Genomic DNA, 25,562 nt, shown 5'->3' with positions numbered 1-25,562 from the left:
AGGAAAAGCTTTGTGTTAATGGATTCATTTCAGGTATAGTATAGATAATACCACAATACTTATAAAATGGATCATGTTGTTAATGCGTATAATAGACTTGACACTCCTATAGTCAGGGGAGAAGGGGCATATCTTTTTGATAAAGATGGTAAAAAATATTTAGATTTTGCTGCAGGTATTTCTACAACTTCTTTAGGGCATTGTCATCCATACATTACAGATAAGCTGAAAGAGCAATCGAGCTCATTATGGCACTGCTCTAACATTTTCACTATTCCCGAGCAAGAAAGGCTTGCCGAGCATTTAACAACCCTTACTTTTGCAGATAAAGTTTTTTTCTGCTCAAGTGGGCTTGAAGCAACAGAAGCTGCAATTAAGTTTATTCGTCGTTACTTTTATTCAAAAGGGCAAGCAAAACGTAATCGTATTATTACAATTGAAGGAGGCTTTCATGGCCGCAGTATTGCTGCAATTTCTGCTGGAGGCAATGAAAAATCACGCGAAGGTTTTGCTCCGCTCCTTTCTGGTTTTGATAAAGTGCCAAGAAATAACATTAAAGCATTAGAAGAAAAAATCAACAATGAAATAGCTGCTGTATTTTTAGAGCCCATACAAAGCGAAGGTGGAGTATATCCACTAGACGTAGAATATCTTCAAAAAGTAAGGGAAATAACAAAAGCTCAAGGAATAATTTTGTGCTTTGATGAAGTGCAGTGCGGATATGGACGCATCGGTTCTTTATTTCATTATCAAAATGTCGGCATTGAACCTGATATGCTAACCTGTGCGAAGGCTATGGGTAACGGTTTTCCTGTAGCTGCATGTTTAGTGAAAGATTATATAGCAGAAGCAATTACTCCAGGAACTCATGGATCAACCTATGGTGGCAATCCACTTGCCATGACTGTTGGTAATGCAGTGCTCGATATAATGCTAAAAGAAGGCTTTTTTGATCATGTTAAAAGAATTAGTAAATATTTAAAAGAAAAGCTGTTGCTTTTAGCTAAAGAATTTCCTGAGATGATTTTAGAAGTTCGTGGAGAAGGGTTACTAATGGGAATAGAACTAGCAACTCTTGTAGCTGATAAAATTATTAGTCGATCTCTTGATAAAGGTTTAATAATAACTAGGGTTTTAAACAACAAAGTAGTAAGGGTAACCCCACCACTTATCATTGAGGATGAGCATGTGAACGCAGCGTGTAATATGCTTTATGATTTGTTTTTAAAGATTAAAGGTATATAAAATTCGGCAATATAAATTCAGGCTTGCAAATGCCTCTCATAACATGTAAAATTAATTTTATTTTTTATCACAATAACATCGTACTTTAATGGATTGGTTATTGGTCTTAGTATCATCAGCAATTTTTGTTTTGTTAGTTTTATCGTTTTTGTTCTCAGGAGCAGAAATAGGCTTAACCTCAATTAGCCGTTCTCGAGTTAATAAGCTAAAGCTAGACGGTAACAAAAAAGCCAGGGTAATAGATCGCTTATTAAATAGGAAAGAATTGACAATAGGAACGGTATTGCTCGGCAATACAATTATTAATATTACTTGCTCTGCTTTATTTACAGCAATATTTATCAATCTTTTTGGAAATGAGGGCATTCTCCTATCAACAATTATAATGACATTTTGTATTTTATTGTTCTGCGAAGTTCTACCAAAAACTTATGCTATTCAAAATCCTGAAAAATTTGCATCATTTTCTGCTTATTTTGTATTGTTTTTTGTAAAGATTTTTTCTCCATTGACACTAGGTATTCAATTTATTGTTAACCTCATCCTAAAATTATGTGGGCTGCATAAAGATAAGGAAGTGATATCTGCAGCGGATGCAATGCGTAATATGATTACTCTTCACCGCAGTGAAGGAACTATGTTGCAACAGGATTTAGATATGCTAAGCAGCATACTTGATTTGGCTGAGACAGAGATATCACAAATTATGACCCATAGAAGAAACCTATTTTCTCTTGATATAGATCGGAATAAAGAAGAGTTAATAAGAGAGATTTTAACCAGCAGTCACAGTAGAGTACCTTTATGGCAGAAGGAACCAGATAACATTGTAGGTGTAATTCACGTGAAAGCTCTAATAAATGCTTTGCGTGAAAAGAATAATAAAGCGGAAGAAGTTGACATTACCCAAGTTATGTCAAGGCCTTGGTTCATACCAGAAAGTACACCGCTCAGCGTGCAACTTCACAACTTCCGTAAGAACAGGAAACACCTTGCATTTGTTATTGATGAGTATGGAGCACTGCAGGGAATTGTAACTCTTGAGGATATACTGGAAGAAATAGTTGGAGAAATTTCGGATGAACATGATTTGATTACGGAGAATTTTATAAAGAAAATATCTGATAATATGTATCACATAGAAGGAAAATCTACTATTAGGGACATTAACAGGCAGTTATACTGGAATCTCCCTGATGAAGAAGCTACAACTCTAGCAGGTATGATTGTGAATGAAATAGAGCGCATTCCTGACGAAGGCGAGGAGTTTTCCATGTATGGTTTTCGCTTTAAGATTTTAAAAAAAGATAAAAATATTATTACTGTTGTTGAAGTGCAAGTAAAAATTGGTAATATTAGTGGCAGCAATTAATTAGTGGAGTTTCATGGAAGATACAGTAAAAATAACGGCTGAAGAGTTGAAGGGTTACATAGAGAGAATCGAAAAACTTGAACAAGAAAAGAGGGATGTGCAAGATCACATTCGTGATGTATATGCAAAAGCCGCAGATGAAGGTTGGGATATAAAAGTGATGAAACAAATTATTAGGCTGAGGAAGATGGATGATGATGACAGAGAGGAACAAGAAATATTGCTTGATACCTATAAACGTGCATTGGGAATGAGCTACGAAGAAGAGTTAAGTGAATAGCAGAATTGTAATTGGAATAAGTGGAGCATCTGGTTCTATTTACGGTGTGCGTATTTTAGAAGCGTTGAAAGACGTCGATTATGAAACTCATTTAGTGATAAGTCGTGCTGGGAAAGTAACTTTAGCTCACGAGATTAAAGAAAAACTTGAAGATATTACATCACTTGCAGATTTTTACTATTCTGAAGAAAAGATTGGAGAAAAAATAGCAAGCGGCTCATTTAAAACCTCAGGGATGATTGTAGCACCATGCTCTATGAAGACAATGTCTGAAATCGCATCAGGTGTTACTTCCAATCTATTGACAAGGGCTGCAGATGTAATGCTAAAAGAAAGAAGAAAGTTAGTTCTTATGGTGCGAGAGTCACCACTGCATCTTGGGCATTTACAAAATATGTTAAAATTAACGGAGATGGGAGCAATTATTGCTCCACCAGTGCCTGCTTTTTATATTAAACCGAAATCGTTGGATGATATTATTAATCATTCTGTTGGCAAAGTATTGGATTTATTTGATATCAAATTACCCGACTTTAAGGAGTGGCAAGGAAGTGACAATTATTATTGATGGTAAAAAAATAGCAAACGACCTATGTGAGAGGCTATCACAAAAAATTGATATTTTAAAGAGAGAGTATAACATTTTTCCTTGCCTGAAAGTAATTCTCATAGGTAGCAATCCAGCAAGTCAGGTTTATGTTCGCAACAAACAGAAAAAAGCAGAATCAATAGGCATAAGTTCTGAGACCATTGTTTTGCCTAATAATATTTTAGAAGATGAATTAATTGAAAAAATCAATGAATTAAATGAAGATCCATCTGTGCATGGCATTTTAGTGCAATTGCCTTTACCAAATCATATTAGTGCAAGCAGAGTAATTAACACAGTAAGTGTTGAAAAAGATGTAGATGGCTTTCATGATGAAAACGTTGGCAAATTAGTTAAAGGTGAAAAAAACTGCCTTATACCTTGCACTCCTAAAGGTTCTTTGCATTTAATTAAGTCAATTGAAGAGAACCTTTCCGGTAAAAACGCAGTGGTAATTGGTAGGTCAAATATCGTGGGCAAGCCAATGTTTTACCTGCTATTGCAAGAAAACTGCACTGTCACCATCTTGCATTCACAAAGCAAGGATTTAGCTGAATATTGCTCTAAAGCGGATATAGTAGTTGCAGCAGTCGGAAAGCCAAATTTTGTTCAAGCAGACTGGATAAAGAAAGGTGCAATAGTGATCGATGTTGGCATAAATAGCGTTAACGTAGGAAAGCTTGTAGGTGATGTTGACTTTGAAGGAATAAAAGGGAAAGCCAAAGCTATGACCCCAGTACCCGGGGGCGTTGGCCCAATGACCATTGCATTTCTAATGATGAACACTGTTATTGCTGCTTGCTTGCAAAAGGGAGTTGATGCTTCTGATTTCATTAGTTGAGGTATGAAGAGGAAAGCTATATGAAGATAGAATGTACCATATCACAATTAATAAAAAATTGAGATTTTTGAAATTCCTCAGTAGTCAAATTTATTAAATATTTAGGATCATCATCTATTCTTTTTTCTCTACAAGTATAGCTAAAGTGGCTTAGGTTTACCTACAATTTGAAAAACAACAAATTCGTCATTCCGCTACTCGTTAGCGGAATCTATGCTGAGATACCGCGGCGGTATGACGTAGGGAAACCTTTCTTGGGTTAGCTATAGTTAGTGGAATTGCAAAGTTTCTAGGCATAAAAAGCTTTGAACCTAATATATGAGCCAAACTTGATTTTCCAACCGTAGATACACCTGTAATAAAAATAATAGTCTTCATTTTGTGAATTTACTTGCTATATGAACTATCGGAGAAATTTTTTTATAGTTTATAGTATCTGACCTTACCCAGAAAAAGTGGAGAGAAAGTTTGGAATGTTTTTCACAAAGAGAATGATGAATCAAAATGCTCAGGAATGCAATAGTTAATAGTGACGTTGTTTGTTATAAAAAATTTCTATATATTCAAATATAGCAGTTTTGATATGCTGTTTAGAGTGCCGAGAGGTGTCTATTGGTAACTCCCTTTTTAGAGAACTGAAGAAGCTTTCCACAACAGAATTGTCGTAACAACAACCTTTATAACTCATCTATGTTTTTTATGGATAAGAGATATTGATAACCTTGCGAAGTATATTGTGAACCTTGATCACTATGTAATAGTAGATTTTTGGCAGGTTTACGCTTGTTAACGGCCATTAATAAAGAGTCCATAACCAATTGTTTATTTATTGAACTGCTCATTAACTACCATGCGTGAATATAGATCGATTATTGTTGCCAAATATAGCCATCCTTCCTTGGTTTTTATATAAGTAATCCCATACTTTATTTGGTTGATCGACAATAAAGTTTTGGTCTAATATATTGGGAGCTACTGTCCGTTTGTTGTTTCTTAATTTTAAATTTTCTTCTCAATATAGCCTGAATACCATTTTTCTGCATAATACTTTGCACTGTTTTTAAGTTGCAACTTTTACCCAAAGCCTTTAATTCAGCATGAATTTTAGGAGCTCCATATCTACATTTAGAAGCTTGATATATTTTTTGAATATCTGCTAATAACTCTTTATTTGCTGATTCTCTACTGCTTATTTTCCTTGTAGTCCACTTATAGTAGCCACTAGCAGAAAACCCTACATAATTCCTGCACTTTATAGTGTTTACTATGCTCTTTTATGAAAAAATATTTTACTCTTTTTGACTGGCCAGGGCTTTTTTTTAAATGTCTCTTTCCCTTGTTACTCTTGCTTTGTAAATCAAACCTCTCTTTGTCGTAAGGAGCCATGTTACCTCTACCTGGAAATGCATTTGCCGCTGACTTTTTTTCGTTATATTTCTTCATCCATTTTCCTAATACACTATCCCTTATTCCTAGATCTCTTGCTACTTTTGCAACTGGTTGACCTACCTTTCTTTGTTCATTTGCCAGCTTAACAGCTTCCAATTTGAATTCTGCCGTATATTCTCTTACCATTTCTAATCCTCCAAAATTTTATTTTACCCGAAAAAACTCCTTTCTTTCTCTCCACTTTTTCTGGGTAAGGTCAATATACCAGTGCCGAAAATAGTTGACAAAGATTGTGTATACTTATTACAATTGTTTGGGTACCAGAAGTTTTTACGGCAACAAAGTATGCACTAACTATAAGTAAGGAAGACTTTAAGCAGGCAATAAAAAAAATGAAGTAACGTTTAAAAGAGATTGAAGGAGAGAAGAAAAAGGTAAAAGGGAATACGGCAGAAAATGAATCTTATTACAAATAGCATAAAGGGCTTTTATTCTAGTGTTAAATCGGACCTAGATTGGCAAGCCAAACGTAGTCTTATTAGAACATTAGTAAAAGAAGTCAACATTGATCTTGATAAAGTAGATGTAGTATTTAAGATCAAAGAACTTGAAAACCCCGCCCAGAATGGACAAAATCAAAAGATGGTACATTGTCTAAGGGGTCTGGGCACTGGGATGACATCTTTTTTCTTGGTACAAATTACTCTTATGTCTCAATATTTGTACAGTTGTGTTATCGGCTGTTTGATGTTTACAACGCAGAAAGTTCATAAGGTTGTAAGTCAAGCGGTAGGATGACAAGATTTTGCAAGGGTATTTTTTTTATAGGAGATTAATATGGAAATTTTTCTTGATAGCGTTGATTTAAATGAAATTAAAGGACTAAAGGAGTTCATTGACGGCATAACAACTAATCCTTCTTTAATAGCAAAGTCCGGGCGTAAAGATAAATACGAGGATTTAGTGCGTGAAATATGCTCTATTATAAAAGGGCCTGTTAGTGTTGAAGTTGTTGCAGATAGCCATGAAGAGATGATCACAGAAGGTCTGAATTTAGCAAAAATTGCTGATAATGTTGTGATCAAATTACCTCTTACACATGAAGGATTAATTTCTTGTAAAAAGTTATGGACAGAGCATAAAATACCTGTTAACATCACATTATGTTTTTCTCCTGGACAAGCACTGCTTGCCGCTAAGGTCGGTGCTTGTTTTATTTCCCCCTTTGTTGGTCGCCTTGATGATATAAGCTATGATGGCTTATCGCTAATAGAAGATATATGTACTATATATTCTAATTACGGTTTTGATACTAAAGTTCTTGTTGCATCAGTGAGAAGCCCAGCGCATGTAATAGAAGCTGCAAGGCTTGGTGCTGATTCAATTACTGTGCCAGCAAAAGTACTTAGACAATTAGTTAATCACCCACTTACTGACCAAGGGCTAGCAATATTTGAAAAAGACTGGGGTGTAAAATAATAGACGGTTACAAATGAACATAAAAATTGGCGTATCCGTTCAGGCAATGGCGTCAACTTAAGAGCCTTCATTAGCAAACTCTCCTAAAGACATGATGGCGTTTGCTACCTTATTGCGGCTGCCCTGGTCGAATTTTAACTTTATAGCTAACCCAAGAAAGGTTTCCCTACATCATACCGCCGCGGCGCTAACGAGTAGCGGAATGACGAATTTGTTGTTTTTCAAATTGTAGGTAAACCTAAAGCTATAGAAAAAAAGAAGAACCAGTTTCTTAGTTCTTCATTGACATAATCCACTTCATATGCCTTAATAAAGTTTTATAGCTTGGTAGGAAATAGTGGGATCAGAATTTGAAGAAATGCTAAAGGAAATATTACAAGAAATTAATGATCAAGGCTTCAATAAAGATAATATAATTGATAAAATTAAGGATAAGCTGCAGGAAAAGGACCCACGCGTATACAACGGGTGGAAAGATAACAAGTTTGATATAGATCACCTGTTTTTACCAGGTATCATGTTGCGTATGATAGCTAAAGATACAAAATTAACAGGGTTCTTTATAGAATATGAAAGGACTCTTTTATATGTTGCTGCTGAACATGGGCACATACAAATAGTAGAAAATCTATTAGACAATGGAGCGAAAACCGGTATAAAAAATGGATATTGCAAAGAAGCTCCTTTACATGTTGCTGCTAAACATGGACACATACGAATAGTAGAAATTTTGTCAAAAAAAGAAGCAGATATCGATCTGAAAAATAGGTATGGGGAAACTCCTCTACATTATGCAGCTAAGTATGGACATACACAGGTATTAGAAAATCTATTGGGAAGAAGCACTAATGTTAATGTGCAAAGTGAAGTTGGAAGAACTCCTTTACATGATGCTGCTAATAATGGTCATATAGAGGTAGTAAAACATCTTATAAAAAAAGGGGCAGATGTTAATGTGCAAAGTAAAGTTGGAAGAACTCCTTTACATAATGCTGCTAAGCATGGACACACACAAGTAGTAGAAGTTTTACTAAAAAAAGGAGCAGATGTTAATATACAAGATCGAGGAGGAAGAACTCCTTTACACTACGCTGTTCAGCGTCGATACCCAAAGCTAGCAAAACTTCTACTAAATGATGGTGCAGATCCATCATTTATTCATAGATCTAAAGCTATAACAGCAGGAGTTGCTGTGGGTATATTAGCTGCCATTGTTACTCCATTAGCACTCGTTTACGCTACTGCATTACCTGCACTAGCAATAATTGGAATTACTGTAGCATCCTGCACTGATAGTTGGTGGAATTTCCTATGGGGCTGCGTATAAGTCATCAGAGCACTCATTAAACAGTAAGCTAAGTGAGGTTAGATGCAGTAATGTTGATGGAAATAAACAAACTGTATAACCATAATTATTAGCTCACCACAGTAACCGCACCATGGCAGTGTTTGTATTTCTTTCCGGAGTTGCAAGGACATTTGTCGTTTCTTGAGACTTTGGGAAGTCTGCTATTTCTAGCAGAATGTAACCTATTGCCTATCTCTTGGTTGTCTGCCAACTTAAAGTGTGCTAAGCGGTGAATGGTGAGTTCCTTCCATTTTTCAAGCATTGACTCAAACATCAAGAAAGCTTCGCGTTTAAATTCATTCAGTGGATCTTTCTGCCCCATAGCACGTAAGCTTATGCTTTGTCTTAGGCTCTCTAGAACTGAAAGGTGTTCCCTCCATAAATGATCAAGTGTCATTATCATCATTTGCTTCACGATCGTATTCCACAAATCTGTAGTGTGCTGACTGTTGAAATATTTTTCTTTCTCAGTAAAAAATTCTTGTATCTTATCATTTATATAATTCAAAGCTTCTTGTTTATTCAAAAACTTTGCCAAGTCTTCTTTATCAAGCGTTATTCCATACCTTGTATGGAATTCTTTGACTATATTTTCAATATAATCCTCATAATAGCCACTTTGGATTATACCTTCTACTACGCTCTCATTTACTTCGCTATATACTTCAAGTAAATCATTAATTTCGTTGCCTAAGATATTGTTTCTCTGTTTAAAAATAACTTTACGTTGGTTATTGATTACGTCATCAAACTTAAGTAGAGATTTCCGCACGTCATAGTTTCTAGCTTCAACTTTCTTTTGCGCTTTCTCGAGTGCCTTATTGATCCATGGATGATGAATAGCTTCGTTATTCTTTAACCCTACTTTTTGTAAAAAGCTTCTCATTCTATCAGAGCCAAATATTCTCATTAGGTCATCTTCGAGCGATAAAAAGAACTTAGAAAGTCCAGGATCCCCCTGACGACCAGAACGGCCGCGTAATTGATCATCTATTCTCCTGCTTTCATGTCTTTCGGTTCCAACCACACATAAACCACCAGCTTTTATAGCAATTTCCTTATCTTTTTTTACTCTTTCAACTATTTCTTGGTATTTTTTTTCTCTTTCATCAGCATTTTTTATCTTCTTTAGCTCTACCTTTGCGATCATTTCAGCATTTCCACCGAGTTGAATATCAGTTCCACGCCCTGCCATGTTAGTTGCTATAGTGATACTACCTGGCACCCCAGCTTGCGCTATTATGTACGCCTCTTGTTCATGATAACGAGCATTCAATACTGAATGCTTAAGAGAATGGCTTTGCAAAAGCGCAGAAAGCTTCTCAGAGTTTTCGATGCTCACCGTGCCAACAAGGACCGGTTGAAGGCGTTTGTAGCATTCTTCTATAAACTTCAACACAGCATTAAATTTTTCCTTTTCTGTACCGTAAATTTCATCATCAATATCAACTCTTTTTACAGGTACATTGGTTGGAATTTTTACTACATTTAATCTGTATATATCACGAAACTCTTCTGCCTCTGTTGCTGCTGTTCCCGTCATTCCGGAAAGTTTATTGTACATACGAAAGTAATTCTGAAATGTGACCGATGCTAAAGTTTGGTTTTCATGCTGAATTTCAAGATTCTCCTTCGCTTCAAGTGCCTGATGAAGACCATCGGAATATCTCCTGCCCTCCATCATACGCCCAGTAAATTCATCAATAATCACTACCTTGCCATCCTTTACTATATAATCTTTATCAGCAGTAAACAGCTTATATGCACGTAATGCTTGGTCTATATAATGAGTCATTATCATGCTGTCAGTATCATAGAGCGAGGAATTTTCAGGAATGAGATTGTATGACCTTAGTAGTTCCTCCACTCGTGAAATACCATCTTCAGTCAAGAATACCGTTCTACCTTTTTCATCTACTTCATAATCGGAGTCAACTAATTTGGTTACTATTTTATTGATATGCTTATATATCTGATTGTTTTCCTCAACCGGGCCAGAAATAATAAGCGGAGTGCGAGCTTCATCAATGAGTATTGAGTCCACTTCATCAACTATTCCGTAGTGAAAGCCTCTCTGAACCATGTCTTCTTGAGAAAATTTCATATTGTCTCGCAGGTAATCAAAGGCAAGCTCGTTATTTGTGGAATACACGATATCTGCACTGTAAGCCTCTTTCCTCTCTTCGTCTGTCAAGTTATTCGTAATAAACGCAACAGAAACCCCAAGAGAATTATATAATTTGCTCATCCACTCTGTGTCTCGTTTTGCAAGGTAGTCATTAACAGTTACGACGTGTACGCCTTTCCCTTCTAAGGAATTTAGATATGCTGCTAAAGTTGCAACGAGTGTCTTTCCCTCTCCTGTTTTCATTTCTGATATCATACCATTGTGGAGCACCATTCCACCAATCAGTTGAACATCAAAGTGCCTCATGTTAAGAAACCTTCGAGAGGCTTCACGCACAACTGCAAATGCAGGTACGAGAAGATCATTTAACGTTTTCCCATTTTTCAATTCTTGTTTGAATTCTTCAGTTTTACCAGCAAGCTCCTCATCAGATAAACTCTGCATTTCTGTTTCTAATGCATTTATTTGCTGAACAATTTTCCTAAAGGATTTTATTATCTTCTTATTTGTTGACCCAAATATCTTTCTTATAAAAAAGAATGACAACGTAAAAATGAAAAATATAAGAATGGCTGTCAAAATTAGCGGAGAATCTAGCATAAACTTAAGTAAAGTCTTATTTAATATGAGATTATATTACTAAATGCAGCCTACAGCAATTACATATTAGATTTGGGGAGTCTTTGGAAAGTCTTTTTTAAATCAAGAATTAAGAATTTGCCAGGCAATTCCTACCCTCGAAGGCCTTTCTATCAACACATAAAGACTCTATTGCATTATTTTAGGTGTTTGGTAATCTTTAATTCTAGATCAAACAAATTTATAGCAGCCTGTATGAGGTAACTAGTTATGCACGGTAATATCTACCAGCTAAAGGTATTGATGCTATTTTTGCATCGAGGAGTGCTCTATCAGCACTCTTTTCGCTTAGGTACAGAAATAGAAGAGGCCAGAAAATTCGATGATTTAGTATTTGAATGTACCCAAGGTAGTAAGAAAGTATACCGTTTTTTGCAGGCTAAACACACACAAGATGAAGATAACAAGAAAATAGGAGTAGGGAACTTACTTACAAAAGATAAAAGTGGTGAGTTTGGATTAGCAAAGTATTTTGTTTCTTACCTAAAGATCAAAAATAATCAAGATTTTGCAGATGGTAACCTGAAAGATTTTATTATCTGTACTAATATCGATTTTGATCTGGATCAAAGCACAGCACGAAACACAGTGAAGAAGTTGAGGGTAAAAACTTTAGGACCAAACGAGGAAATAGAAATTTTAGTTGAAGTAATCGACACTAGTGATGTCTTTTTTAAAGATGGTGGCACTAGATATAAGTTCTCTTATATTCACAATAACATGATTTCAGTAGTGCAACCAGCATTTGAAAGTGCTGTAGAAGAAGCGATGGAAGAATTAGAAGAGGAGATAAAAAAACTCCAAAACAAGCCAGATCAGAACTCAAAAAGGAAATTGGAAAGAAATCAGACGTGGCAACGTGAATTTGGACGAATGATGAATGAAGGTAGGTTGGAAGACAATATAAAAGAATTTTTTGATAAGTTAGTATTTGCAGTAAATCAGCCCAATGAAATAAAACTAGCGGATATTATCAAAAGTGAGCTAGGCGAGCAATTTAATGATATTGATAGACAGAATGTTTACGCTTGCTTCCAAGAAAAAATGCTAGATTGGTTGAAAGAAAAAGGGAGACGTTTTCTTACACATGAAGACGGAAGAGAATTCTTTCGCAAGATGAAAGAAGAAATCTTAGAGGTTGTCCGGAAACTAGTAAATTCAAGCATATTCCCTCTTTAACATAACCCTACTCATAGCTAGGTATATGAAATTCTCAGTGGATGTTGTGAGTAAATCATACTCCTTCGATAGCCTTCTATTCCTATTAACCCAAGCAAAAGTCCTTTCTACAACCCATCTTCTTGGCTGTACTTTAAACCCTTGTTCTCTTGTTGGTAGTAGCTCAGGTGGCGTATCTTTGTGCACCCAAAATCTACATGGAGGCCTTTTAACAATTTCAATATCTATGTCATATTCTTCCTTTATGTGATTCTTTAAATTTCTTCCTTGGTATCCCATGTCAGCCCACATTTTTTTAACTTTAGTATATTTTGTTCTCATATTGTTTAATGCTATTTTAATACCATCTCTATCATTTTCGTTAGCAGCGCCTACGTAACAACCTAGTATAAAACCCTGAGTGTCTGTAATTATATGCCTTTTTCTACCCTTTACTTTTTTACTTCCATCATAGCCTTTGATCCCCCCTTTTCTGTAGTCTTTACAGATTGACTATCTACTATACAGGCACTCGGCTGCTCATTCCTTCCTATTTTTCTTCTACTATATTTTGTAATTTCATAATTCATTTTCTCAAAAATTCCCTGCTTCTTCCATTGCCTGAACTGCTCATACACAGTCTTCCATAGCGGAAAATCATTTGGTAAATACCGCCATTGACACCCTGTACGCAATACATAGAAAATTGCTTCTAATATTTCTCTTTTGCTATACTTTGGCGGCCTTCCTCCTTTCTTGTATGATACTCTGAAGTGTTTTTCTATTCTTGACCATTCCCTTTCGCTTAGATCTGTTGGATACTTTTTTCTCATCTTTACCCCGTACTAAAATTTCAGATATTATAGCCTTTTACTTGTTTCCGGACAACCTCTTAGGAGGCTTTCGATTTGAGGTGAGAAATCCAGTAGGATCGTTCACTGGAAGGACAGAAGAATTACGAGAACTACACAAATTAATACAAAAAAGTCAAGGTGTAGCCACAGTAATATCGCAACTGGTTTCTATTAGTGGGTTGGGAGGAATAGGTAAGACTGAGCTGGCCAAAAAATATATTGAAGAACACAGTAAAGATTATGACAACAATATTATATGGATAAAAGCTGAAACCCATGAAACCATGGTGCAGTCTTTTCTCAGGTTAGCTAGAGATCCTTTAGGCATTCCTACAGAAGATAGGGATATTGAATCTATTGTAAGAGACATATACGCTTTTTTCGCCAAGAGAAAAGTCTCTTTGTTTTCGATAATGCAGAAGAATATAGAAGTGAAGGTCAAGATGCTGGTATTAGTCAATTCTTACCGTCCCACTTTTTATCATCTGATGATAATAAACCTAGTGTTTTGATTACCTCTCGTAATCAGAAATGGGGAGATATAAAATCATTAACATTGGGTGCATTTACTGAACCAGAATCAATAGACTTTATTAGAAAAGCATTAGGTATAAAAGATGGGTCACAAGAAAATGAAATAAAGAATTTGGCAGAAACATTACAGCATTTTCCTTTAGCTTTGCAGCAGGCAGTTGCATACATAAAAGAAAGGGATATAGCATTAAAGAATGTAGGCTTGAAGTTTGAAATTAGTGATTATTTAAAGAGATACAAAGAGGAAGCAGAAAAATTACTTGATTTTAAGTTTCCTAAAGACAGCGACAATAGCTACACCAAGACAACTTTTATAACCTGGAGAATTACTATTGATAAAATCAAAGATAACCCAGAGTATGGTCAGCAAGCCAAAGAAATCTTGGATATCATTGCCTATATTGCTCCTGACAACATTCCTGCAAAAATGTTTTTAGGGGTAGAACGCAATGAAGAAAAGTTAGGTGATGCTATCCAACTACTTAAACAATATTCAATGATCAACCCAGGAGAAGAGCAAAGCTCAGTCAATATCCACAGGTTAGTACAGCAAGTAACAAGAATAGAGTTAGAAAAACAAGGCAAAGACAAAGTTGTGAAAAAGACTTTTGAGTTACTGGAAGAAAGCTTTCCTTACGGCAGTGATAAATTAGAAGATTATGCTAAGAAACGACAATTATTGCCGCATTTAGAAGCGTTCTTATCACATGTAGATAATTGGCTAACAAAAAATCCTTCAGAAAAACAAACAATAGAAAAGGATTATCTTGTAAATTTGTTAATATGGATAGGCGATGGATATTTTGATTTAGATCCTAGAAGACAAAAGAAGTCGCTTGAACGGGTTTTACCTATCATCAAGAAACATTATGGCTCTGATCATTTTCAAGCTGCTATTACATTAGCAAACCTTGGCATTGCTTATGGTGCTTTAGGTGATCCTCAGAAAGAAAAAGAGTTGCTTGAACGGGCTTTACCTATCTTGAAGACACATTATAGCCCTGATCATTTCGAAGTTGCTAAACTGCTGGCAAACCTAGGTAACGCTTACGGGTATTTAGGCAATTATAAGAAACAAAAGGAATTGCTTGAACGAGCTTTACTTACTTTTGAGAAACATTATGGCACTGGTCATCCTGAGGTTGCTAGAACACTAATAAGTTTAGGCACCGCTTATAGGGCTTTAGGTGATCCTCAGGAAGAAAAAGAGTTGCTTGAACGGGCTTTACCTATCTTTAAGGAATATTATGGCTATGATCATTTTGAAGTTGCTAAACTACTAGCAAACCTTGGTATCGCTTATGGTGCTTTGGGTGATCCTCAGAAAGAAAAGGAGCTGCTTGAACAGGCCTTAACAATTAAAGAAAAATATTACAACTCTGATCATTTTGAAGTCGCTATTACTCTGACAAACCTTGGTATCTCTCATGTGGATTTAGGTGACTATAAAAAACAAAAGGAGTTACTTGAACGGGCTTTAGCAATCAAAAAGAAACATTACAGGCCTGACCATTTTGAAGTTGCTAGAACACTGGTAAACCTCGGTAATTCTTATAGGGTTTTAGGTAATCCCCAGAAGGCAAAAGAGTTGCTTGAACAGGCTCTAGCAATTCGAAAGAAACATTACGGCCTCGACCATTTTGAAGTTGTTAAATTACTGGCAACCCTCGGTATCGTTTATGGCACTTTTGGCGATCATCAGAAAGCAAAAGAGTTGTTTGAACGAGCTTTACCTATTTTTGAGAAACATTATGGCTCTGGTCATGTTCAAGTTGCCAAACTACTGGCAAATCTTGGTATTGCCTATGGCGCTTTGGGCGATCACAAGAAACAAGAGGAATTGCTTGAACAGGCCTTGCCTATTTTTGAGAAACATTATGGCCCTGATCATCCAGAAGTTGCTAAACTGCTGGCAGAACTAGATGACATTTAGGTTTTTAGCAATACTGGATTAACAACAATTCATTTGAGCTACACTTCCAAAACTAATCTATTTGGATCTTCTATATAATTTTTTATTTTAACGAGGAAAGTTACTGCTCCTTTGCCGTCAACTATTCTGTGATCGTAAGAGAGAGCAATGTACATCATAGGTCTGATTTCTACTGCATTACCAACAGCAACTGGCCTGTTTTGTATTGAATGCATTCCAAGTATTCCAGATTGCGGAGGGTTTATTATCGGAGTGGAAAGAAGTGAACCGTATACTCCACCGTTTGAGATGGTAAATGTTGCACCTTCCATTTCTGATACTTGTAATTTACCCTCACGAGCTTTTTTGCCAAGAGCAACTAAAGTCAACTCAATTTCTGCAAATGACATCTGATCGGCACCCCGAATAACTGGTACAACAAGACCTTTATCGGTGCCAACAGCAACACCTACGTCATAGTAATGTTTATATATGATTTCATCGCCTGAGATTTCAGCGTTAATTTCAGCAATTTCTTTCAATGCTTGCACCGCTGCCTTTATAAAAAACGACATAAAACCAAGTTTTATTCCATATTTTTTTTCAAAGGCGTCCTTATATTTTGCTCTTAGATCCATGACATTCTTCATGTCAATTTCATTGAACGTGGTCAGTATTGCAGCAGTATTTTGCGATGCTTTCAAACGAGCGGCAATTACTTGCCTTATTTTGCTCATTTTTACTCGTTCCTCTCTTTGCTCTCCATTTACTACACTTTTTGGCAATTCATATTGTTTTATTGCAGGTTGTTCAGCTTTGTTCATATGGCCTATCACATCTGCTTTTGTTATTCTGCCTCCCATGCCAGTTCCTTTGACGCTTTCTGCACTGATTGCATTTTCTTCCATAATTTTACGAGCTGATGGAGCATCTTTTTTAGCAGCACTTTCGCTTTTATCTTCTTTTCTCGCTTCCTCTTTTACTTCTCCCATGGAAAGCTTCGCTAACAATTGATCAGGACTTATTACATCATCTTCTTTTATAAGAAATTCAGTTATTTGCCCTGAAGCTTCTGCAGTTAATTCGAGTGCTGTTTTGTCAGTTTCAATTTCAAAGATCAAGTCATCTACTTTTACTGCTTCTCCAATACCCTTCTTTATTTTTACTATACCTTCTGTAACTGATTCACCACCAAGAGTTTTTGGTGCTCTGATTTCTATAATTTTGCTCATAAAACAACTTCCGTATAAAACTTTCTATAGATTTATACATGAAAAGAGACATGTAATAAACTAATAAATTCATTGAGGCTCTTATCATTTAGAAGTGACAAACGGATAACATATTCCCAAATGTCATTCCAGCACGTGACGCTAGGCCATAAAAATTCCTTGACAAGCTTTGCCATCCCCCCTATCATGAAACTGAAGCTACTTATTTATCTTCGCAATCTGTGCAGGTTAATGACAAAAAACTTAGGGTATTTGGCGTCTCATGTTTAATTTTTCGCACTACGTGCATCGCATGTCTTTGAAAATTTTTAGGTTTTTACCTATATAAGCCGAAACGCGCTTACAAAGCGTTTAAGACAGCAAAAAACGTCAAATTGACAAGGGAGAATTTGAATGCTAGCTACTACGGGGTTTCTTTGCCTTTTTTCCTGCTTAGTAAATTTCTTAAACACTTGTGGTGTAGGTTAGTTGCAAGTTAAAAGCAGCTAAATCGCTCTTAATCAAGCGTTTTAGAATAAAAAAAACGCCGATATTTTAGTACATAGTAAATAGCCAACCACCACGGGGCTTCTTTTGCCTTTTTTTTCGCTTGGTAAATTTTTTAATATTTATAGCTAAACGACAACCGTCATCCCGCTGCTTATTAGCGGGATCTAGAGATAACGCGAATGAATCGCGGTATGACGGTTAAATAATTCGTCATCCCGCTACGTGTTAGCGGGATCTAGAGATACCGTGACGGTATGACGGTTCGCGGTGGTATGACGATAAGGTTTATACCTTGTCATGCAAGTACTAGAATCCAGTAAGCTTATTTATGCATATAAAAGGTTATTATTTTGTAAAGTCAAAGTTGCTTTTGGTTTTAAGTTAAAGTACAATAAATGCAAAGGTTTATATAAACTGGATCCAAGTAGTCAGCTACTTGAATGACATCAGACAAACAATCGTACACATGCTAGTCAAAATAGGTACCAGAGGAAGCAAGCTTGCAGTTGCCCAGGCTTTGGAAGCAAAACAAAAGTTGCTGGATTCTTTTCCTAACTTATCTATTGAAATTGTTAAAATAAAAACTTCTGGAGATAAGTATGCAAACGCAAATCTTGCTGAAATAGGAGGCAAAGGATTATTCATTAAAGAAATTGAGACTGAATTGCTCGAAAATAATATAGACATGGCAGTTCATTCGCTAAAAGATATGCCTGCGTTTTTCTCAGGGGGTTTAACAATTCCTTGTGTTTTAGAAAGGCTAAGTTCATGCGATGCGTTTATTTCTCATAAACACAATAGCCTTGAGTCTTTGCCACAGCAGGCTACTATTGCCACTTCTTCAATAAGAAGAAAAGTTCAGTTGTTAAATGTTAGACCAGATTTAAATATAGTACCGCTACGTGGAAATGTAACAACCAGATTGCAAAATCAAAGTTTTGATGGAATAATTCTAGCTGAAGCAGGACTCATAAGATTAGAAAAACATCACTTGATTACAGAGGTATTGCCACCAAAAGTTATGTTAAGTGCAGTGGGGCAGGGGGCGGTTTGTATTCAATGTAGAAGGAATGATGTAAAAATTATCGATCTTTTAGAGAAAATTAATAATAATATGTCTTTTATAGGAGTGAAATCAGAGCGCAGTTTTATGAAGACAGTGAATGGTTCATGTTTTACACCACTTGCAGCTTTGGCTGAATATGTGAGCGAAAATATGCTACACCTTCGTTGTATGTTAGCAAGTGGAAAAAATATATACTTCACTGAGCGCACTTCATTTATAGAAGATGCGGAGAAAATGGGTATGGATGCAGGATTAGAGTTGAAATCAAAATGCTTATAAGCTTACCTAAAGTACGTGGAATCTATCGTTATGATGTCTTAATGTCTAAAGCGACGTGGTTAAATGTTGGTGGACGAGCTGATGTATTATTTAAACCATGTGATATTGAAGATTTAACATACTTGATTAAAAATACTGAACTGCCAGTTAGCGTTATTGGTGCAACATCCAACATAATAGTGCGAGATAGTGGCATTCGAGGAATAACAGTAAAATTAGGTAAGGAGTTTGCATATATTAAAAGTAAGGGTAACAACTCTATTGTAGCTGGGGGAGCTGTGCTGCTCAGCAACCTTGCTCACTTTGCGGGAAATCAGCAGATTAGTGGGTTGGAGTTTCTAGTTGGAATTCCAGGAACAGTTGGTGGCGGAATAGAAATGAATGCAGGTGCATATGGTAGTGATATCGCAAGTGTTGTACAATCCATAAAAGCAGTGAATCTAGAGGATGGAAACCTATATGAGTTCTCCAGCGAAGAAATGGGGTATTTTTACCGTGGACATAGCCTAAAAGGAAATTGGATTTTTGTTGAAGCTGAGTTTAAAGGAGTAAACTCAGAGTATGAGCTTATACTGCAAAGGTTAAAGGAAGTTATTGAGAGGAAAAATAAAAGCCAGCCAATAAGAGGAAAAACTGCTGGGTGCATATTCAAAAATCCAAAAAACTACCGAGCATGGGAGTTAATTGATAAATCTGGCTGCCTAAGGTTAAATATTGGTGGAGCTAGAATCTCTAAGAAACATTGTAACTTCTTGCTCAATTACGATAATGCAACTGCATCTGACTTGGAAAACCTTGGCAACAAAGTAAAAGATGCAGTAAAGGATAAATTTAATGTTGAACTTGAGTGGGAAATAAGGGTTTTGGGTAGCTATTAGATAGTTTTTATAGCTTATGTATATTCGTTCAGGAGAACGGCAAATAAGGTAAACAAGTAATCTAAAAAAATAATCATAGAGAAACCGTGAGGTAATGTGGTTAATCTTGTAGAACTTTGCAAGAATCTAGAGAGAAAAATAGCAAAGTTATACCAATTCTCATTATTAGTGAATCAAATAAGCGATATTGTAGAGTTATTTAATTGTGGAGTGAGAAAGAAAGGCAATAGTATGGCTTTTTTTCTATTGTTATCTATCCGTTTATTGTGCAGTGGGAATTGGTATTAGCTGAACGGACACTATTGTTATACTATATCTTATATACAATTGTGCAATATGGACAATGGCAACAAATTTACTAGCGAAATTCAGTGATTTATGATTGATAATTAAAGTTCTTAATTAGTAACCGTTCACACTTAATTCTTCAATCTCACTAATAGAAAGGCCAGTAAATTTGACAATAGTGTTGACATCAACATTGTTAGCCAGCATTGCTTTTGCGACTTCGATTTTTCCTTCGATTTTTCCTTCGATTTTTCCTTCGATTTTTCCTTCGATTTTTCCTTCCTCTTTACCGATTTTGATGCCTCTTTCTTCACCAATTTGGATGCCTTTTTCAGTAGCAAGGTCAAGTCTGTATTCAAGAATGGCTTCTTCTTTGCGCAGATCCATTATTCTTTCTTCATAAGTTATTAGATCTTTTTCATTCCAGTGAAACTTATCTAATTCATCATATGCTAGCTTTATTATTGGTGATTTTTCCGCAATTTTTCTGAGATCTTCGTCCGTTGTTTCATCTGCATATTTGAAAAAAAATAGCCAACGGTCTACTACACTTTCTAGTTGTTCTTCTCTACTCTTAGGAAATTTTGGCAGCTCTATGAAGATAAATTGAAAATCTTTTAAGTCATGCTCATTGGTTTTTTCATCTCTTATGGTATGGCTAGATATATAGTCAAGCTTATCAGGGAATAAGGTACAATTTGAAATCGCGATAAAGAAAATCTTCTTTAAATCAACGTATTTACCAGATTTATCAGCTTGTCTTGAGTAAGCCTTAGCAGCATAAAGTTGTGCGCGTTTTTCAAAGCCTTTAGTTTTGGCAACTTGGTTAGGTAAGGAAGTAGTATTGCTACTACTCCCTCCCTTAGAAACGCAGCATGCAGGTTTCCCCACACTACGCTTGAGCCCCTTATCTAAGTCCTTCTTTTCTCGAACCGGCTTGTCCTTCATGATTCCTCAGAAAACATCATTCTTAATGGTGACACCAACAGTAGAGAACCTTCTCTTGAGAAAGAGCTTGCTAACATTTTTGTTTGTTTCACTCTTTCATCAAAATACTTTTTCCATTTTAAGTCAAGTGGATTTGCATCCGCCCTGATTTTAACATGTCGTCTGATAGGTATATCAATCAACCTCAGCAGTCTTAAATACCTTATCTCTTTCGGTTTGTTCTTGCATATGGGTGCAGCAAAGACCCATTAGCGTTGTTTCATTACCTTGAAGTAACGATTCTTTATCCAACGTAATCCTTTACGAGGATGTCTTTTCTTTGCCCATTTCCATAGAGCACACATAATTTCATGGTCTATTTTGTTAAAAGCTCTTTTCGCACACACATGGCTGTAGTAATTTCCCCATCCCCTTAATAGGGAATTGAGCAACTTGATTAGTACGGCCTGAGTGTTCGCTATGTTTGCCTTTATCAATGTACGTGCTTTATTAAGAAGTTTCTTAATACTTTCTTTTGAAGGTTTTATAATTAACTTCTTATTATACCTGCGTACATTACAACCAAGAAAGTCAAACCCTGTTGTAATAGATGTAATTTTTGTTTTCTCTTCGGAAAGGATAAGACCTCTCTCCTGAAGAAAGGACGATACTAGAGGTTTTACTTCATTTTCCAGTACTTCACGTGTGATTCCTGAAATGATAAAGTCATCTGCGTACCTGATTACATTTACTCCACTTCTGATTTTGCTTCTTCTTTTACTGCCAAGTTTACCAAATTGACTTTCCAATGATTTTTCAAGTCCATTTAGGGCTAGATTTGCTAGTATTGGAGAGATGATACTACCTTGTGGGGTACCTGCAGTTGTGGAATACAGAGTTTTTGATTCTAGGAAGCCAGCTTTTAACCAGCTATGAAGAATTTTCTTCTCCATAGGAATATGCTTCATGAGCCATTCATGGTTAATGTTATCAAAACACCATTTAATATCACCTTTGAGTATCCATTGTAGTTGGTTACGGCTTGCCAGTAACAAGTGACAAGCCACAGTAGCGTCTGCGCAGGATCTTTTTGGTCTAAAACCATAAGAGTGACGATCACTGATCGTTTCAGCTATCGGTTCCAAAGCAAACAAGTATAATGCTTGCATGGCTCTATCTTTTATCGTAGGGATTCCAAGAGGTCTTCTTTTGCCATTAGACTTACTGATGTATATCCGTTTTAGCGGAGAAGGTTTGTATCCTCTTTGTTTTAATAGCTTTATTCCTTGAAATTTTGTGTTGCAAGTTGACCATATTTGACGATCTACACCTGCTGTGTTTTTTCCTTGGTTTTCAGTTACTCTCTTAACCGCCAAAGCTTTGCCGCTAAAAGAGCGTGTGAGAAGGTGTTGTAAAGTTTTCACCTTACCCCATCTGCCTTGTTGGACAGCCTTAACAATACGCCTCTGTAGCCTCATAACAACTTTTTGGCATTTCTTCCAGGGTAACTGGTTCCATGCTTCGGAGTTATTGGTAGGTGCACTTACAGTTGTACTTGTAATCATCTGCTTTCCTACCTTAAGTGGTTAACAAAGTTTCTTGTCATGAGGGACCAAATGGAAGTCTGCTCGTTTTCACGCGAATTAATGTTACAAATTCTATCCATTTCGTTACAAAATGGCATTCGCTTTCTCCATTATCCTTTACCTGCACATCCATCAGCATTCCTTGCGGGTTGCCTGCCATATAGGCGAAAATACAGGCTTATCCTGTTCCTTTTGTCATACAATAGTGGGTTAGGTGGCTTCTCTATACCGGTGGAATTATTATTTGCGTACATCCAGAAATGAAAAATGTCACATTACCTTTTGGTCGGAGCTTATCAGCATCTTTAGCTCTTTAATCGTTACGATACTTATGAAGCTTCACTTACGTTCACCATACCACTAAGCCTAGCCCTCCAACCACATGATGCTTGTAGTTTATGCTTTCTCTCACGATTGAGCATCTTCTTTATCAAGAGGAGGTTCATTGTCCGCGTCGCTCGGCACCAACTGGTTACCCAATTCGCACTGATGCGTAGACTCAGATGGCAAAACATCTGGTTCAATAAGCTTTAGAATCCTTTCAGTTTCTTTCTGAATGAATTCCTCTCCTTTTAAACAATATGACCGAAGGCTTTCAGGTCGCACCATTTCGACTATTACTTGCACCCCATTTTCATCCCTGCAAAGAACATCAACGATACTTTGTTTTTTAGAGGCAATTTCAGCATCTTGAATAGTGCTGAGGAATTCCACTTCTTGTATAGTATTTATCTCGGTAAACCCTAAAATATCATTCAAAAAATGTATGAGAATATTCTTATTTTTTTCAGTGCCAAATATTTTTTTGAAGGTTAAATCCAGCTTAGGGTCGAGAAACTTAGATAAAGCCATAGCCAAAGTGCTTAAAAATATTAATAATTATACACTATTATTAACAATTATTCAACCATATTTTTGAAGATAGCTATGCCGCCGCGAACCGTCATACCGCCGCGGTATCTCTAGATCCCGCTAACAAGCAGCGGGATGACGAATTACTTAACCGTCATACCACCGCGAACCTTCATACCGCCGCGGTATCTCGGCATAGATTCCGCTAACAAGTAGCGGAATGACGATTGTGTATCGTGTTTTGCTAAAAATCACAGAATGCAGTCTGGTCAACTTAATTAGAAGTTTAGCTTTAACTTTAAATGGACTACTCAACCGTGACAGACTTAGCTAAATTTCTTGGACAATCTGCATCTAACCCTTTTTTTGCTGCAGTAAAGTAAGCAAGGAATTGCATAGCAACACTGTAGATGATTGGAGAGATAAAATTATCAGTGTCTGGAAGTTGCACCACATCTGCGCAAACTCCCCTTAGGAATGGCGCTCCTTGTTTATCACTGAAGGCAATTACTTTGCCTTTTCTTGCAATAATCTCTTGTATATTAGATAGCGTTTTAAAGAATAAATCATCATAAGGGATAATTGCTATAACAAGCACAGTAGAGTCTATTAAAGCAATAGAACCATGCTTCATTTCTCCCGCTGCAATACCAGTTGTATTGATATATGAAAGCTCTTTTATTTTCAATGCGCCTTCCATTGCAACTCCGTATGAACTTCCTCTGCCGATTAAAATAACGTTATTGTGTTCTAATATACTGTCCGATATATGTTGTATTTTCATCACATTCAAAACGTGCTCAACATACTCGGGAATAGAGTTAATAGCGTTGCTTAGCTGTTTTATTCTCTCTCCACCCAGTACACCTTTTATTTTTCCAAGCTCCACGGCAAAGCATGCTAAAGTTGCAAGTTGCGCAGAAAAGGTTTTTGTTGAAGCAACACCAATTTCTGGCCCAGCAAGAGTATGTAACACAATATCTGAGATCTTTTCAATGCTGCTGCTAAATGTATTAGTTATACTAATGATTGTTTGCTTCTGTGATTTTGCATAACGCAGCGCTTCTATGGTATCTGCAGTTTCACCAGATTGAGAGATAAATAACCCAATGCTGCCTTCTTCCAGCTTGACGTTGCTATACCTAAATTCTGATGAGATTTCTAGATATACTCGAACTTGAGCGACATTTTCCAGCCAATACTTTGCTATTAGCCCAGCAAAATAAGATGACCCGCATCCAACTATAGTAATGTAACTCAGCTCAGAAAACAATTTTTTGTTAGCAAATATTACCTCTTTATATTGCTTGTAAAATTGATTTATTGTTTTGTTTAATGCACGCGGTTGCTCAAAAATCTCTTTTAACATGAAGCTAGGGTAACCATTTTTGCTAATTAGAAAATCACTTGGACTACTATTTTCTATACTGCGTTTAACTTGTGTACCATTGTTGTATATACTAACTCCACTAGATTTTATCACTGCAATGTCATCATCTTCCAAATGCGATATTCTTTCCACAAATGCACTTAAAGCATTAGAGTCAGATGCAGCAAACACTGTGTTACAGTTATAGCCTATTGCTAAAGGCAAATTTCTCTTCGCAACAAATAAGGCGTCTGGATATTCTGCAAATAATAAGACCAAGGCAAATGAGCCATGTAAGTTGTTTAAACACTTAAATAGAGAATCAATTGGCGACAATCCTTCATCAAGATATAAGGTTAGCATGTTTGGTATGATCTCTGTGTCAGTGTCAGTATGGAATGACATGCCCCTTTCTTCTAGACCCTTTTTTAGCAGATTGTAATTCTCAATTATGCCGTTATGAGCAACAACAACATTATTTGTACGAATGGGGTGAGCATTTTTAAGGCCTGGGACTCCATGTGTAGCCCAGCGAGTATGTGCTATACCAACTGTACTGTGAGACATCTTGCTGTCATCAACAACTTCACATAACCTTTCGACTTTACCTTCTGATTTTTTGACTTCTATCTTACCTTCGTTATTTATGATTGCTATACCTGAGGAATCATATCCCCTATATTCCAATTTTTGTAACCCAGTTAGTAAGGTTGGTATTACTGAATCACCGCTACTTACTACACCAAATATTCCACACACAAATGGATCACCAAACAAACTTTTTTCTAAACATGTTAAGCATTTTTGCCTTTATTACTGGTTGATTTA

At 36.3% G+C, this 25,562-nt stretch carries 21 protein-coding genes and 3 pseudogenes; 14 read left to right on the top strand and 10 right to left on the bottom strand.

The window, feature by feature from the left end:
• Positions 1–66 precede the first annotated feature (66 nt).
• The 5 genes from L0Z58_RS02760 to folD all read left to right on the top strand — a co-directional run bounded on the left by L0Z58_RS02760 (position 67) and on the right by folD (position 4,327).
• Positions 67–1,245 carry an aspartate aminotransferase family protein gene (locus tag L0Z58_RS02760; RefSeq protein ID WP_010962675.1) on the top strand — a complete coding sequence of 393 codons (1,179 nt, stop codon included), beginning with the start codon at positions 67–69 and terminating at the stop codon, positions 1,243–1,245.
• A gap of 88 nt (positions 1,246–1,333) precedes the next feature.
• Positions 1,334–2,617, top strand: a complete 1,284-nt coding sequence (locus L0Z58_RS02755) for an HlyC/CorC family transporter (RefSeq protein WP_010962674.1) — start codon at positions 1,334–1,336, stop codon at positions 2,615–2,617.
• 13 nt (positions 2,618–2,630) lie between these two features.
• Positions 2,631–2,897, top strand: coding sequence for a DUF2312 domain-containing protein (locus L0Z58_RS02750; RefSeq protein WP_010082293.1), 267 nt, complete (start codon positions 2,631–2,633; stop codon positions 2,895–2,897).
• Complete coding sequence (locus L0Z58_RS02745; RefSeq protein WP_010962673.1) at positions 2,890–3,465, top strand: UbiX family flavin prenyltransferase; 576 nt, start codon at positions 2,890–2,892, stop codon at positions 3,463–3,465. Before L0Z58_RS02750 ends, L0Z58_RS02745 begins: the two co-directional genes overlap by 8 nt.
• The gene (folD, locus tag L0Z58_RS02740) at positions 3,449–4,327 is read left to right on the top strand and encodes a bifunctional methylenetetrahydrofolate dehydrogenase/methenyltetrahydrofolate cyclohydrolase FolD (RefSeq protein WP_010082295.1); all 879 of its coding nucleotides are present in this window, start codon (positions 3,449–3,451) and stop codon (positions 4,325–4,327) included. Before L0Z58_RS02745 ends, folD begins: the two co-directional genes overlap by 17 nt.
• Before the next feature lie 480 nt (positions 4,328–4,807).
• On the opposite strand, the pseudogene L0Z58_RS07040 reads toward folD, so the two are convergent.
• Positions 4,808–5,902 (bottom strand): annotated as a pseudogene (locus L0Z58_RS07040) (IS3 family transposase).
• A 270-nt stretch (positions 5,903–6,172) separates the two neighbouring features.
• Here L0Z58_RS07040 and L0Z58_RS02720 point away from each other — a divergent pair.
• The 3 genes from L0Z58_RS02720 (at position 6,173) to L0Z58_RS02710 (ending at position 8,522) form a co-directional block, all read left to right on the top strand.
• On the top strand, positions 6,173–6,514 hold the full coding sequence (locus L0Z58_RS02720) for a hypothetical protein (RefSeq protein ID WP_010082297.1): 342 nt from the start codon (positions 6,173–6,175) through the stop codon (positions 6,512–6,514).
• Between the two features lie 39 nt (positions 6,515–6,553).
• Positions 6,554–7,195: a fructose-6-phosphate aldolase gene (gene fsa, locus L0Z58_RS02715; RefSeq protein ID WP_010962671.1), complete on the top strand. Its 642-nt coding sequence runs from the start codon at positions 6,554–6,556 to the stop codon at positions 7,193–7,195.
• Positions 7,196–7,532: 337 nt separating this feature from the next.
• Positions 7,533–8,522, top strand: a complete 990-nt coding sequence (locus L0Z58_RS02710) for an ankyrin repeat domain-containing protein (RefSeq protein WP_010962670.1) — start codon at positions 7,533–7,535, stop codon at positions 8,520–8,522.
• Positions 8,523–8,610: 88 nt separating this feature from the next.
• On the opposite strand, the gene secA is transcribed toward L0Z58_RS02710, so the two are convergent.
• Positions 8,611–11,271 (bottom strand): preprotein translocase subunit SecA, encoded by a 2,661-nt coding sequence (gene secA, locus L0Z58_RS02705; RefSeq protein WP_022626296.1) that lies wholly within the window; start codon positions 11,269–11,271, stop codon positions 8,611–8,613.
• A gap of 249 nt (positions 11,272–11,520) precedes the next feature.
• Here secA and L0Z58_RS02700 point away from each other — a divergent pair, with 249 nt between their 5' ends.
• The gene (locus L0Z58_RS02700; protein ID WP_041580627.1) at positions 11,521–12,489 is read left to right on the top strand and encodes a hypothetical protein; all 969 of its coding nucleotides are present in this window, start codon (positions 11,521–11,523) and stop codon (positions 12,487–12,489) included.
• On the opposite strand, the pseudogene L0Z58_RS02695 reads toward L0Z58_RS02700, so the two are convergent.
• Positions 12,469–13,301, bottom strand: a pseudogene (locus tag L0Z58_RS02695) (IS5 family transposase). The gene L0Z58_RS02700 and the pseudogene L0Z58_RS02695 sit on opposite strands and share 21 nt — an antisense overlap.
• A gap of 80 nt (positions 13,302–13,381) precedes the next feature.
• Between L0Z58_RS02695 and L0Z58_RS02690 the strand changes: the two are divergent.
• On the top strand, positions 13,382–13,834 hold the full coding sequence (locus L0Z58_RS02690; protein ID WP_050707712.1) for an ATP-binding protein: 453 nt from the start codon (positions 13,382–13,384) through the stop codon (positions 13,832–13,834).
• Positions 13,831–15,789, top strand: coding sequence for a tetratricopeptide repeat protein (locus tag L0Z58_RS02685; RefSeq protein WP_022626293.1), 1,959 nt, complete (start codon positions 13,831–13,833; stop codon positions 15,787–15,789). Before L0Z58_RS02690 ends, L0Z58_RS02685 begins: the two co-directional genes overlap by 4 nt.
• A gap of 38 nt (positions 15,790–15,827) precedes the next feature.
• Here L0Z58_RS02685 and odhB read toward each other — a convergent pair whose 3' ends face one another.
• On the bottom strand, positions 15,828–17,000 hold the full coding sequence (gene odhB / locus L0Z58_RS02680; protein ID WP_010962667.1) for a 2-oxoglutarate dehydrogenase complex dihydrolipoyllysine-residue succinyltransferase: 1,173 nt from the start codon (positions 16,998–17,000) through the stop codon (positions 15,828–15,830).
• Between the two features lie 955 nt (positions 17,001–17,955).
• Here odhB and hemC point away from each other — a divergent pair.
• The 3 genes from hemC (at position 17,956) to L0Z58_RS02665 (ending at position 20,000) form a co-directional block, all read left to right on the top strand.
• Positions 17,956–18,834 carry a hydroxymethylbilane synthase gene (hemC, locus tag L0Z58_RS02675; RefSeq protein ID WP_010962666.1) on the top strand — a complete coding sequence of 293 codons (879 nt, stop codon included), beginning with the start codon at positions 17,956–17,958 and terminating at the stop codon, positions 18,832–18,834.
• Positions 18,825–19,712, top strand: coding sequence for a UDP-N-acetylmuramate dehydrogenase (murB, locus tag L0Z58_RS02670; protein ID WP_010082163.1), 888 nt, complete (start codon positions 18,825–18,827; stop codon positions 19,710–19,712). Before hemC ends, murB begins: the two co-directional genes overlap by 10 nt.
• A 96-nt stretch (positions 19,713–19,808) precedes the next feature.
• Positions 19,809–20,000 carry a hypothetical protein gene (locus L0Z58_RS02665; protein ID WP_010962665.1) on the top strand — a complete coding sequence of 64 codons (192 nt, stop codon included), beginning with the start codon at positions 19,809–19,811 and terminating at the stop codon, positions 19,998–20,000.
• 114 nt (positions 20,001–20,114) lie between these two features.
• Here L0Z58_RS02665 and L0Z58_RS02660 read toward each other — a convergent pair whose 3' ends face one another.
• From L0Z58_RS02660 to glmS, 6 genes and pseudogenes are all read right to left on the bottom strand, one after another.
• The gene (locus L0Z58_RS02660; RefSeq protein ID WP_010962664.1) at positions 20,115–20,948 is read right to left on the bottom strand and encodes an Rpn family recombination-promoting nuclease/putative transposase; all 834 of its coding nucleotides are present in this window, start codon (positions 20,946–20,948) and stop codon (positions 20,115–20,117) included.
• Entirely contained in the window at positions 20,945–21,130 is a 186-nt protein-coding gene (locus tag L0Z58_RS02655) for a hypothetical protein (protein ID WP_084741732.1), read from the bottom strand. The genes L0Z58_RS02660 and L0Z58_RS02655 overlap by 4 nt, the downstream gene beginning before the upstream one ends.
• 66 nt (positions 21,131–21,196) lie before the next feature.
• Positions 21,197–22,492, bottom strand: coding sequence for a group II intron reverse transcriptase/maturase (ltrA, locus tag L0Z58_RS02650; RefSeq protein WP_227738623.1), 1,296 nt, complete (start codon positions 22,490–22,492; stop codon positions 21,197–21,199).
• A gap of 37 nt (positions 22,493–22,529) precedes the next feature.
• The gene (locus tag L0Z58_RS02645) at positions 22,530–22,673 is read right to left on the bottom strand and encodes a hypothetical protein (protein WP_173862902.1); all 144 of its coding nucleotides are present in this window, start codon (positions 22,671–22,673) and stop codon (positions 22,530–22,532) included.
• Between the two features lie 446 nt (positions 22,674–23,119).
• Positions 23,120–23,365: pseudogene (locus tag L0Z58_RS06775) on the bottom strand (PD-(D/E)XK nuclease family transposase); the annotation flags it as partial.
• A 307-nt stretch (positions 23,366–23,672) separates the two neighbouring features.
• Complete coding sequence (gene glmS / locus L0Z58_RS02635) at positions 23,673–25,493, bottom strand: glutamine--fructose-6-phosphate transaminase (isomerizing) (protein WP_010962662.1); 1,821 nt, start codon at positions 25,491–25,493, stop codon at positions 23,673–23,675.
• Positions 25,494–25,562 lie beyond the last annotated feature (69 nt).

Origin of the sequence: Wolbachia endosymbiont of Aedes aegypti, assembly GCF_021496215.1 — a bacterium.
GTDB lineage: Bacteria > Pseudomonadota > Alphaproteobacteria > Rickettsiales > Anaplasmataceae > Wolbachia > Wolbachia pipientis.
This window is presented reverse-complemented; position numbering and strand designations above follow the sequence as displayed.